Annotated in this window: 7 protein-coding genes and 1 pseudogene; 1 reads left to right on the forward strand and 7 read right to left on the reverse strand. The window is 35.7% G+C overall.

Annotated elements, in window-relative coordinates; genetic code table 11:
- Positions 1 to 16: 16 nt before the first annotated feature.
- From FEZ13_RS06220 to dapF, 5 genes are all read right to left on the reverse strand, one after another.
- Positions 17 to 2,824 (reverse strand): 2-oxoglutarate dehydrogenase E1 component, encoded by a 2,808-nt coding sequence (locus tag FEZ13_RS06220; RefSeq protein WP_146551883.1) that lies wholly within the window; start codon positions 2,822 to 2,824, stop codon positions 17 to 19.
- Between the two features lie 237 nt (positions 2,825 to 3,061).
- On the reverse strand, positions 3,062 to 4,474 hold the full coding sequence (locus tag FEZ13_RS06225; protein WP_146551884.1) for a HAMP domain-containing sensor histidine kinase: 1,413 nt from the start codon (positions 4,472 to 4,474) through the stop codon (positions 3,062 to 3,064).
- Positions 4,471 to 5,151 (reverse strand): response regulator transcription factor, encoded by a 681-nt coding sequence (locus FEZ13_RS06230; protein WP_146551885.1) that lies wholly within the window; start codon positions 5,149 to 5,151, stop codon positions 4,471 to 4,473. Before FEZ13_RS06230 ends, FEZ13_RS06225 begins: the two co-directional genes overlap by 4 nt.
- A gap of 1 nt (position 5,152) precedes the next feature.
- Complete coding sequence (locus FEZ13_RS06235; protein ID WP_146551886.1) at positions 5,153 to 7,204, reverse strand: diguanylate cyclase domain-containing protein; 2,052 nt, start codon at positions 7,202 to 7,204, stop codon at positions 5,153 to 5,155.
- A gap of 14 nt (positions 7,205 to 7,218) precedes the next feature.
- The gene (gene dapF / locus FEZ13_RS06240; protein WP_146551887.1) at positions 7,219 to 8,190 is read right to left on the reverse strand and encodes a diaminopimelate epimerase; all 972 of its coding nucleotides are present in this window, start codon (positions 8,188 to 8,190) and stop codon (positions 7,219 to 7,221) included.
- Positions 8,191 to 9,180: 990 nt separating this feature from the next.
- Here dapF and FEZ13_RS06245 point away from each other — a divergent pair.
- Positions 9,181 to 9,729 (forward strand): GNAT family N-acetyltransferase, encoded by a 549-nt coding sequence (locus FEZ13_RS06245; RefSeq protein ID WP_146549057.1) that lies wholly within the window; start codon positions 9,181 to 9,183, stop codon positions 9,727 to 9,729.
- A gap of 408 nt (positions 9,730 to 10,137) precedes the next feature.
- Here the strand turns inward: FEZ13_RS06245 and FEZ13_RS06250 are convergent, their stop codons facing one another.
- Both FEZ13_RS06250 and FEZ13_RS19970 read right to left on the reverse strand, forming a co-directional pair.
- Positions 10,138 to 11,223: an undecaprenyldiphospho-muramoylpentapeptide beta-N-acetylglucosaminyltransferase gene (locus FEZ13_RS06250; protein ID WP_146551888.1), complete on the reverse strand. Its 1,086-nt coding sequence runs from the start codon at positions 11,221 to 11,223 to the stop codon at positions 10,138 to 10,140.
- A 627-nt stretch (positions 11,224 to 11,850) separates the two neighbouring features.
- A pseudogene (locus FEZ13_RS19970) lies at positions 11,851 to 12,231 on the reverse strand (CAP domain-containing protein); the annotation flags it as partial.
- Positions 12,232 to 12,795: the final 564 nt, after the last annotated feature.

Genomic DNA, 12,795 nt, shown 5'->3' on the forward strand with positions numbered 1-12,795 from the left:
CCTTTAGTAGTTTGCACTATTTACGAGCCACTGCATTTTCGATAACGATTGCTTGTGCTTCTTTATAAGAATCTGCATCGCCTTCTGCTGGGCTAGAGTGTTCTGGACGGCCAATGTAAACAACTTCTTGATCATCCGCTGCTAAATCACGTAAGAATGGATCTGCAAAGAACCATGAACCCATGTTTTTAGGTTCTTCTTGTACCCATGCAAGTGTTTTAGCATTAGGGAATTTTGCAAGGATTTCAGTAATCTCTTCTTTAGGAAATGGATATAGTTGTTCAACACGAACTAAATGTAGGTGTTCAAAGCCTTCCCCATTACCCACTTTTTCAGCAATGTCAATTGCCACTTTACCTGAAGCAAATACGATTTTTTCAACTTTATCTGCATCTTTACCAGTTGTTGGATGTTCGATTACAGTACGATATTTGCCAGTTGTTAGCTCTTCTACATCAGCTGCTACGATTTGATTACGTAGGAGTGATTTTGGTGACATCATGATTAATGGACGAACTGCTTCTGTTCCAAGAGTAGCTGCATGATGACGTAATAGGTGGAAGTAGTTAGCAGCACTTGAAAGCATCACAACTGTCCAGTTATTTTCAGCTGATAATTGTAAGAAACGTTCTAAACGACCGCTTGTATGTTCTGAACCTTGACCTTCAGCTGAGTGAGGCAATGAAATAACCACACCAGATTTAACGCCCCATTTAGAACGTGTGCCTGAAATGAAGTTATCAAACATAACCTGCGCCATATTTGCAAAGTCACCATATTGTGCTTCCCAAATAACAAGAGCATTTTCGTTTTCTAAGTTGTAACCATACTCATAACCTACGATAGATTCTTCTGATAATGTGCTATTGATTGCTGCAAATGAAGCTTTAGAACCTGAAATATGATGCAATGGCACGATTTCATGACCATTTTGTTCATCATGAAGAACAAGGTGACGTTGAGCAAAAGTACCACGTTGGGCATCTTGACCTGTAATACGTACTGGATGACCATCTTGAAGAATCGTACCAAATGCAAGCGTTTCGGCATGTCCCCAGTCGATTTTACCCTTACCTTTAAATGGATCACGACGGCGATTTAAAATTTTAATCAATTTTTTGAACGGATGGAAGTCTTCTGGAAAAGCAAGAAGTTCTTCATTCATTTTTTCTAAGCGTTCTTTTTCAACTGCAGTTTCAATATCTTCTGTAAAGCCATTTTTTACTGCATCTGGCATTTCATGACTAGATACTTTACCTTGACCAACTTCTTTTATATGGTCAAGTGTAGCTTGTAATTCTGCTTTCACATCTGCTTGAAGTTTAGAAACTTCTGAATCTGTTACAACCCCTTCAGAAACCAACTTTTTACCATATAAAGCACGAACAGTTTCATGTTGGTGTACGATGTTATACATTTCTGGATTGGTAATCATTGGTTCATCCATTTCGTTATGACCATAACGACGATAACCGATTAAATCGATTAGAATATCTTTTCCAAATTTCACACGATATTCAACAGCAAAGCGTGCTACTAGTACAACTTCTTCTGGAGAATCAGCGTTGACATGAATAACTGGAACCTCATAACCTTTTGCTGGATCTGAAGAGTAAACAGTAGAACGTGAATCATAACGTTCAGTTGTGAAACCAATCATATTATTCGCAATAATATGGATTGAACCGCCTGTATTGAAACCTTTTGTGCGGGAATAGTTTAATGTTTCCGTTACAATACCTTGACCAGCAAAGGCTGCATCCCCATGAACAAGGATCGATAAAGCTTTTGCAGTATCTTGAACAGGAAGACCTGGATTAGAAGTATCATCTTGCGCAGCTCGAGTTTGGCCATTAACCACTGGACTTACTACTTCTAAGTGAGATGGGTTGTATGCTAATTTAATGGTTGTACCGTTTGGTGCTTTGTATGTTGCACCTAAGTGGTATTTTGCGTCATTTGACCATCCTTTTGTGGCAATTAAAGAACCATCCTTTGGTACAAATAACTCACTTGGTACGTGAGCAAAATCAGCTAACATCATTTCATATGGTTTATGAACATTGTGAGTTAGAACATTCAAACGACCACGGTGTGCCATACCGATCATAATATCTTTTGAACCTTGTTCCTCAGAACGACGAATGATTTCATCGATTAAAACAACTAATGCATCTACACCCTCGATTGAGAAACGTTTAACACCTACGAAAGTCTTGTGCAAAAATTGTTCGAAACCTTCAACCTTATTTAACATGGAAAGGATTGCTTTTTTCTCATCTGAAGAGAATTTTGCATTTAGTGCGCCATTTTCAATTTTAGATTGAAGCCATTGTTTTTCTTTCTTATCAACAACATGATCGAATTCATATGCAATTTTACTTGTATAAATCGATTTCAAGTAATTAATAGCATCTAAGCCATTGTGAACGTTTACAGGAATGTCGTTTAATAAGAATGAGGCAGGGATATTCACTAAATCCTGATCAGTTAATCCATAAGTTGATGCTTCAATGCTTGTTGTGTCTTTTTGTTGGTTATTTAATGGATAGATATCAGCAGCTAAATGACCATGCGCACGGATTCCATCAGCATATTTTACAGCAGCTAATGCCTTCTCAATATTAACTGAATCCACATTTTTAGTTGTTGTTTCAATTGATTCTACAACAGGTGCGCCATATTGTTCAAAAAGTGCCACAAGATCAGCGTCTACTTCTTCAGGAGATGTTAAGTATAATTCATACATATCCATCACATAGCCAAGGTTTGGACCTGAAAAAGCAGACCACGGAGAGCTTGCGAGTGAAACATTGTTTGACATGAGAATAACCTCCAAGTTTTTTGCCAAGTGGCAGTTCCATTAATTAAAAGAATAATTCTGAAAATCCACTATAATTTACATTTCTTCCTGCTGAAGATACACGTATGTATTGTTGTAAGCTGGAAGAACATTTTTCCTTTCAATCTTACTACTCTTCATAAAAAATTCAATGTTTTTGTTACGAATTGAGCAATTTTTATCTTGAATGATGGAATTAGCGAATAATTTCTACAAAAATCACAATTTTTCAAAGGGTAGTATTACCTTGAATTTTGTTCCCTTTCCCAGCTTACTAGTTACAGTTATGTTACCGCCATACTTGTTGACCAACATCTTGACAATACTAAGCCCTAAACCTGTACCCCCTTCATCTCTTGAGCGTGCTTCATCCACTCGATAAAACCGTTCAAAAATATGGGGTAGATCATTTTCAGCAATGCCAATACCGTTATCTTCGACTTCGATTTTGCAATGCTTCAAGTCATTTGTCAAGTAAATTTGAATAGTCGTTTGATCATCGGAATAGCGAATCGCATTTTGTAATAAGTTTCGCATGATTTGTCCAAAAGCATTTTGAGAAATAGCTACAGATGATTTTGTCAGGTTTTGATCATTTATATGGATCGTTACATCTGGGTGAAGAATGGTCTGTTCTTGAATAATTTCATTTGTGACAGCCCAAATATCACATACTCCATCATGCTCATTTGATTGACCTCTTGCTAGTTCTAGCATTTCTTCTATTAAATTTTTCATACGTTTAATTTCCGATAAAGCCGTTCCAAGTGATTCATTTAAAATCTCTGGATCGTCTTTCCCCCATCTTTGAATTAATGATAAATGTCCTTCTACAACTTGGATAGGTGTTCTAAGCTCATGAGAAGCATCTGAGATAAATTGTTGTTGTAAAAGAAAGGATTGTTCTAGTTCCCCCATCATTTTACGATATACGCGCAATAAATCGCCAATTTCGTCATCTTGGTTGTATTCCATTTGGATGGGTGCTTCAAATCCTTTCTCTGCAACGGTCGTCATCTCTTGGCGCAAATCATGTAAAGATCTTAGTAACACTGTTGCCAAAACATAACCAATGTATGCGGATAACACTAGCGCACCTATACCAAGGATCAGCATGGCCATCAGTAAATAATTCATGAGCGAGTGAAAGGATGTTAAAGGATGGGTCAACTGGATATATCCTTGGAAAAGTCCTATTTGTATTTTCCCAGTTGCAACAAAGCTTTCGATTCCTGCAATTTTTTGTTTATTAACGACATATCCTTTTGCGAATATTTTGTTTGGTATATCCGGAATTTCAGAAACAGTATCATTGATACGTAGAATCTCGATCCCATCTTTGTTAAGTATTCGTACAGTTTGGTCTTTGTCGATAATGGAGTTCATCAATCCCTTATTGGTCTGAATATCTTCAAGGGTAATCGTATTCCCTTGAGACTCAAAAAAAACGGTTAAATCATCCATTGTACGGTTAACAGTTTGACGCTGTTCGGATAACAGCCAGATATGCAACGACCAATACAACACAGAACAAATAATGGCAAAGCTGATGAAAATAACAAAAGCGGACGTGAGCGCCCACTTTGTTTTTAGAGATTGATTTTTGAAAGAAATGGTAATTAGATTTTTCATTCTCTCATCACATACCCAACCCCTCTTACCGTTTCAATGTAAGAACTCGCTTCTTTTGGCAACTTTGATCGTAGATGACGGATATAAACATCTACAACATTTGTCTCTACATCCGTTTGATAACCCCATACCTTTTCAAGAATTTGCTCTCTTGTACATACACGATTTTTATTGGTCATGAGGAGACTTAATAAATCGAATTCTGTTTTTGTTAGTTCTAATGGGCAATTATCGACAGATGCACTATAGGCATCTTGGTTGATCGTAATATTTTTATATTGCAACAGTTGCGGTTTTTTTACCGATTTGCTTGTTCTTCTTAAAATAGAACGAATGCGAGCAAGTAACTCTTCAATCGCAAACGGTTTGACGATATAATCATCTGCTCCTGCATCGAGTCCCGCTACCCGGTCCATCACCGCATCTCTAGCTGTGATAAGGATAATCGGCACTTCAGAATGACTTCTGACTCTTCTACACACTTCAATGCCATTTAACTCTGGAAGCATAACATCTAATAGTATCACATCAAAATGATTGTTCTCATCAAGTGCCAGTTGCAATCCTTCGCGACCATTATAACAAGTTGTCACATCAAACTGCTCATGCTTCAATTCTAGTTCAATGAATCGTGCAATATTTTTTTCATCTTCAACCAATAGAATAGATTTACGCATATTATTCGCCACCATCCCTAGTTGGCATATCGGCATAATGATATGAATCTTTACCAGATATTTTTTTAGCATAATATAATGCCGTATCTGCCTTATCTAATAGTAGCGAAATTTCAAGACCATCCTCAGGATAACAAGCAATACCAATGGATGATGTTGGCGCGAAATGCTCTCCTTTGATTCTCCATCCCTTACGAAGGATTTTTTGAATCCGTTTAATCGCTTTTTCGATTTGACTATTTCTTTTTGAAAGATTCAAGGATACCTTCGTTAAAATAATAACAAATTCATCTCCACCTATACGAGCAACTATATCTGTATCTCTTAAGCTTGATAATAATGCTTTACCAAAATTTTTAATAAATTCATCACCAATATTATGCCCGTATTCATCATTAATACGTTTAAAATTATCCCCGTCAATCAATAATACGGCGATCGATCTCCCCGACGAATTAGCATCATCCGCTAATTCATCAAACTTTTCTAATAAATATCTTCTATTCGGCAACATCGTTAAACTATCATGATAGGCAAGAAAACGTAATTGTTTTTCCATTTCACGGCGTTCCGTAATTTCTCTAGCAACGGAAACAAATTGATATTCATCTTTTCGATCAGAATCTTTGACAGCGGAAATCTGCGCTTCTATCCAATGTCTATGCCCGTCCTTCGCTAAGATTTCCAACTCCATCTTAGAATTTCCTATTTTCTTGATTTGCTTCAACTCATTTTGTAAGAAGATACTGCTTTCTTTCGTTAATAAGTCAAAATAAAACTTTCCCAATAACTCTTCTTTTTCATATCCCAGACGTGCTTCGTGCGTTGAAGATACATATTGAATGATTCCATCTTCACTAGTAATGACGATAAAATCACTTGTATGCTCTGTGATCAAACGGAAAAGCTTTTCCACATTGCGTAGATTGGTCATAATCGCTTTCTTTTCAGAGATATCAAAACTTATCCCTAAAAAATGAGTTATATCACCATTGATATTTTTGATAGGCACTATCGTCGTATCCGTCCAATACATTCTACCGTATTTTGTGCGGTTGCACATTTCACCACGCCATAGCTTTCCACTTAGAATAGTGTTCCACAAGTTTTGGTAAAATTCTTGGGAATGCTTACGTGAATTTAACAATGCATTTGTATTTCCAATCAACTCATCTGCATGAAATTGCGTTTGTTTTTCAAATCCCGTATTCACAAATTCAATAACTCCATTTTTATCGGTGATGCATATATTTGCAGCTGCGTTTAAGGCTTCCCTATAACTATCTAACAATAACGTAGTTTGTATGGAATCTTTTTTTAACTGTACCTTACTCCCAAGCTCTTGCCATTGAATACTAATAGCAGCAACCTGATTCTCCATATTAATAGGAGAAAAACCGACTAGAAAGTCCCCCACTTCTCCTGAACTCTTCCTATGAGAAAAAATAGCAGGAGATGAAACATTCCCGTTAAAAGTATCTTTAATACATTGAAAATACTTTTTTTCATCATCTGGATTGATAAAATCTGATTTCAAAAATTCTTGCTGTTCTGTAAGAGGACAACCAAACACTTTTTTATAAACTAGATTTACATCAAAAACAGTGAAATCTTTTAGTAAAATGACGGTAGGATTGCTTTTATCTTCAAATAATGATTCTAACCATAGATACTTCTCTTCTAATTTTTTTTGACCGTGTATATTACTTGTAACTGCCAATATATATATATGGTTTTCTTGAAAAATAGGTGTACAGACCGTTTCGTTCGCACTCTTTTTTTCAGAGAATAAATAAAAATCTCGAAATGTTGTTTGTTGCTTTGTAGCGATTGCTTTCAAATAATATTCTTTCACTTTATTTTGAACATCTGAATTTTGAACCATTTCAGATAAAAATTTACCTTCTGGATTCGTATCAAATACACATTCAGCTGAACGATTGATATAAACATATCGAAAATCATTTTCTATGAATTCCATAAAATATACAAATTCTTTATTTGCTCCATAAAGTGTATTAAATTGTTCTTTCGTTATAAACGTTTCTGCCATAGTGCCACCTCATGTCAAACAACGGTAAACTGTGTAGCTAACTTTTCTTTTGCAAATTCAATAAGTGCATTATAGGATTGTTGTTCATTTGTATCATCAATGTCTATATAAGAATAATGTCCGTCTTTAATTTCTAAACTATACTTTCCTACAAATGTAGCGTTTCCTACCAATCTCAACTTATATTCATCCTGATCTTTTTCTACGAAACATTGAACAAAGCCTCCGGGATTGAATACTGTAATTTTTTCTTCTGTTGTATGTTTTAACATTCTTGAAACTAATGCAGAAGCCGTCATTGCAGTGCCACATGCATTTGTAAATCCAACCCCTCTTTCAAATGTACGTACGTATATTTCATTCCGACTGATTGGATAAACATAACTTACATTGACTCCATCTGGACAAATTGGATTTGACCCATTCAAATAAGCTGCTAAATTTTCCTGATGATCCTTATTTTCTATCTTTTCTTTTGAAACAAATCCTATTAAGTGTGGATTGGGTACTGAGACAGCCGTAAAAGCCACATCATCTGCTAATTGATTATATACTGTATCGATAAAAGTTGTTTTGTCTTCTACTTTCATGGGCAATGATGAAAGTTCAAATGATATAGGTGCGATCTCAACACCATATGTAGGTACACCATTAAACAATGGCTCTTCTTTTGCAACGTGTAAAGTTACCTTCATCGTTTCAATGAGCCCTTCAGATAAATCGTTTTTTTCTAAAACATAGCGCGCTACACAGCGTAAGCCATTTCCACACATAGAAGCTTCCGTACCATCCGCATTAATCACTCGCATTTTAGCGATTCCTTTTTCTGAGGGTGCTACAAGTAACAAGCCATCCGCGCCACCATGATTTGTATCTGCACAAAGCCATTTAGCTAAAGATATCCAATCAACAGATGCCTCATCATCTGTTTCATATAAATAAAATGTATTTCCCGAACCATGTACTTTCAATAAATCTAAAACCACTAGTAGTCCCCCATTCTCTATTCCCATCATAATTCTATTCAAATAAGCATACAACTGAATAGCACACCTTGCAAAGCGTAAAATTCGCCTTTCTTACTAGAAACAAGAAAATTTCCGATAAAATTAAAATAAAATGGTTATATTTATCTATGCACCATTTCTTAAAATGTGAATATTATATTATTTTACAACTATCGATTATATTTTTGCAAATTTCAGGGAAAATAAAAATATATTTATTATCTATTTTAGCAAATATCCGTTCCTCATAAAAACAGTTATTTTTTTACTATTTAAAGCAATTTCATCATACAGAATCTAATAGAAGAAATACGAACGTTTAAAGATGTCCATTATTTAAGATTATGAAGTGGAAGATGGCACCGTCTCGTATATTCATTTCCTTCATGTGCTGTCGATTCAGTAAAGCCTATTCAATGTACGGGAAAAGCTTGAGTTGAACCCCCTAGGAAATGGTAAATTCCAAGTTCGCTAGATGTGCGTTTTTCTGTAATGAAATATGCAAATCTGAATAAGAAGTTTTTATTACCTTGTAAATGTTTAATTTGTTCGAAGCATTCAATATCAGCTCTGGCAATGTATAGTTTTTATTACCTTGTAAATGTTTAATCACACACTGATGGTTAGCTAAACCAATCGGACCTTTACGGGCAGTTCATCCCCCATCTATCTTTCTCGGTTCTCTGTATCTTGAAATGGGGATCTTACTGCCCGTTATAGCGGGATAAAATGGTTTTTCCTTTGCTTTTTTCTTAAATCTTAGTATAGTAAAAGTGCAAAATAATTTCATAAGTAATTCCTATTTTTATGAGAGTCAATAATAGGGAAGGCAAATGGTGCGCCACCAGTAATCACTGGTTCTAGTGGGTTCGATTCCCACCCCGAAATTTTTTATGCATTACTAAATGAAAAATTTCGAGCGGGGTAGAATCGGATGACCAGTTCACCCCTGAAAAGGAGGCGTTCAGTATGATTAAACGACGTGAATTGCACGAATGCAATGAGTTATTTGAGTTGTTAAGTCATCCATCTGTCTTCCCTTTTGTGCGTCAAAAGGCTAAGACAGCAGACGAATTTTGGTTTATGACAAGCCAATTAATAGAAGACGAAGAAAATGGAAAAGTAGTCTCACGTACAATCACAGATGATTGGGGGCAACCAATTGGCACCATCACTCTCTATGATGTGCAAGATGGAGCTGGATTCTTAGGTACTTGGATTGGCGTCCCGTTCCAAGGAAAAGGCTACAACCAAAAATCCAAAGAATTATTTTTAAAAGAATTATTTTTTGAATTAGATTTTCAGTGTGTCTTTCTAAAGATTCGAAAGGAAAATGCAAAATCTCTGCGTGCTACTTCTAAACTCAGCTATGTTACAGATGCCAAAGAAAGCCATCCATCTTTATATGAAGAAATAAACAAAGGTGAAAAACAGTTTGAATTATTTAAAATCCAAAAGGACACATTTTATTTATATATGGCTTCTCAAAATGGCGCCTCATCAGAACAGGCAATGTAAAAATGATGAAAGTGTGACCATTTCGACTTGCTACTAGCATTGGATAAAGTGGAGCTTCCATCAGTGGGGATTTTCTTCATCCACCACTGGATGTTAGTTGAAACAATCCAGTTTTTACAGGCAGTTGCCCTTGCGTATCTTGCTTTTACTGAAAATGTTGGGAATCTTCCTGTTTATACAATATAAAAGACCATTTAGCTCATCATTTGAAAGGTGGCTAATTGGTTTTTTGTTTTGGGATTTTTACTATCTTAGTCCGGATATACAATCAGATCTCATACAGCATTTTTTAGCTCACACTCTCCTACATAAAAGTGCTTATTCTATCATTTGCCCGTCTAAGAATAGCTAGACAACAAAAATGCCGCCAAAGGCAAAATGCTCACTTTGACGACATTCTTTGTATTTTTAGTTTTTATTATTGGCATATTGGAGGATTAAGTCCACCATTTCATCTGGTGTTTTTGGCGATTCAGCTTCACGCATGTTTTTGATCAGTGAATCTTTATGACTCTCTAATGCCTCCATGGCCTTCATAAAGCTTTGGCTATTCAGTTCTTCCTCTTGCAAAACCTCGGCGATACCTTGTTCAAAGAAAAGTTCCGCATTCAAAATCTGATCACCACGAGATTTTTGCAAAGAAAGTGGAATTAATAACATTGGTTTTTCTAAAGCTAAAAATTCAAAAATGGAATTAGAACCTGCTCGAGATACAATATAGTCGGAAGCATGCAATAGATCAGGCAATTCAGTTGTAACATATTCAAATTGTTTATATCCTGGCATATTCACAAGTGCTTCGTCTAAATTTCCCTTTCCACACAAATGAATGATATTGTGATCCTTCAACAATTCAACGATATTCGAACGAACAGCATCATTGATAAATTTAGATCCTTGACTTCCACCCATAATTAAAATCGTTTCTTTACCATTGCGAAAGCCACACATTTCAAGGCCCTTTTCTTTTGTTCCTTCAAATAATGCTGGGCGAATAATCGAGCCTGTACATGTCGCTTTTTCAGATGGTAAGTGTTTCAGCGTTTGTTTAAACACAGTAAAAACATGTGAAGCAAATGGCGATGAAAGTTTGTTCGCTAAACCCGGTGTTACATCAGACTCGTGGGATACAACTGGAATACCAGAAAGTTTGGCTGCTATGACAACTGGCACAGAAACAAAGCCACCCTTTGAAAATACAATAACCGGTTTCACGCGTCGAATAATAGACAATGCTTGTGAAATTCCTGCAAAGACACGAAAAGGATCTGTGAAATTTTTCAAAGAAAAATAGCGTCGGAATTTACCACTCGAAATTGAATAGTACGGCAAATCAGGAAAAGCCTGACCAATAATGTCTTTTTCAATGCCCTCTTTTGACCCTATATAGTGAACATCATATCCCTTTTCTAAAAAAGAAGGTATGATTGCTTGGTTAAGTGAAACGTGGCCAGCAGTACCACCACCAGTTAATATTACAGTTTGTTTAGTCATAATAATTCTCCTATTCTACTAAAAGCGGAAATCGCTCATTTAGGTACGAACAGCGTTAGAAAGCTCAAATCGAAAACTTTCTCAGCTTTCGACCGACAAATTGAAAGGTCTCAAGCAGCTAGCACACTTAGCTAGATACAAGTACTTATTCTACTATACGAATCACTTTTATAAAAGATACATATCCTATTCAATAAGAATTGAATCTTGGAGTGAAAAGTGCACTACCCATTAATGAGGAATATACTAAAAAGAATTCATGTTTCCGATTCTTGTCGCTTAAATAATCATCTATTGAAGTTGATTTTAATCTCTTACTATCAAGTAAACGCAATGCTATTAAATAAATTGTCCACATACTCTTCGTATTTTGGATGCTCATTATACCAATCGGCAAGCATCCGTGTTTATCTATAGCTCCTATTATTGTAGCACAATTAATCCATGCAAAAAGAGAAAAAGAAGTAACATCTCCAACTCAACAAGTATACACTGACTAAACAAAAATCTGCTCATTTCTAAAAAATAGAATGAGCAGATTCTTATGAACTAGCTGAAATATGATCTTGTAAAACAATACTTTTTAGACAGTTCCTGATAGATCATGATGTGGCTATGATTCTATCATTATTTTTGGATAAATTGTTGTGTCCAATAGTTACCATTTGATGAATAGCCCACACCAATATGAGTGTACGAAGCATTCATGATATTTTCACGGTGTCCTGGAGATTCCATCCAAGCTTGTACAACTTCTTGAGGTGTTTTTTGACCTTGTGCGATATTTTCACCTGCTGATTTATATGAGATACCAAGTGATTTCATTTGATCGAATGGTGAACCGTATGTTGGGCTAGTATGAGAGAAATAATTATTTTTTGCCATATCGTCTGATTTTGCTCTTGCTGATTTCATCAATGTTGTATCAGCTTGTAATGCTGGAAGCCCTTCTTTTGCACGTTCAGCATTTGTCAAAGTAATTACTTGTTGTTCAAATTGTGATACAGATGAGCTATTTGAATTCGTTGATGTTGAAGTGTTAGAACCTGTATTGGATGTTCCTTTGTCTGATCCTGTATTTTGAGTAGTTCCTTTATTAGAATCAGTCGTTGGTGTTGTTTCCTTGGATCCTGTATTTTGAGTGGTTCCCTTATTGGAATCCGTGTTGGATGTTCCTTTATTTGAACCTGTGTTTTGAGTAGTTTCTTTATTAGAATCAGTCGTTGGTGTTCCTTTATCTGATCCTGTGTTTTGAGTGGTTCCTTTATTAGAATCAGTCGTTGGTGTTCCTTTGTCTGATCCTGTATTTTGAGTGGTTCCTTTGTTGGAATCCGTGTTGGATGTTCCCTTATTTGAACCTGTGTTTTGAGTGGTTTTCTTGTCCAAATTAGCATTTGGTATTTCTTGATATAGTGAATTTAAATACTTTTCTAATTCAGCCTTACTTAACTTTTTCACATCAAATGGGGCAAATGAATTATTAGAAAGTTTCACCCAATTATATGCCTGATTATATTGCCAATCACAATTTGACAATGAAGTTTGCTTCGCTGCATCATTATTGACTGTTTT

Origin of the sequence: Rummeliibacillus sp. SL167 (assembly GCF_007896505.1) — a bacterium.
GTDB classification, from domain to species: domain Bacteria; phylum Bacillota; class Bacilli; order Bacillales_A; family Planococcaceae; genus Rummeliibacillus; species Rummeliibacillus suwonensis.

Bases quoted from the DNA above. Each gene is read 5' to 3' on its own strand.
- FEZ13_RS06220 (WP_146551883.1), bottom strand. From the start codon at position 2,824: ATGTCAAACAATGTTTCACTCGCAAGCTCTCCGTGGTCTGCTTTTTCA.
- FEZ13_RS06225 (WP_146551884.1), bottom strand. From the start codon at position 4,474: ATGAAAAATCTAATTACCATTTCTTTCAAAAATCAATCTCTAAAAACA.
- FEZ13_RS06230 (WP_146551885.1), bottom strand. From the start codon at position 5,151: ATGCGTAAATCTATTCTATTGGTTGAAGATGAAAAAAATATTGCACGA.
- FEZ13_RS06235 (WP_146551886.1), bottom strand. From the start codon at position 7,204: ATGGCAGAAACGTTTATAACGAAAGAACAATTTAATACACTTTATGGA.
- FEZ13_RS06245 (WP_146549057.1), top strand. From the start codon at position 9,181: ATGATTAAACGACGTGAATTGCACGAATGCAATGAGTTATTTGAGTTG.
- FEZ13_RS06250 (WP_146551888.1), bottom strand. From the start codon at position 11,223: ATGACTAAACAAACTGTAATATTAACTGGTGGTGGTACTGCTGGCCAC.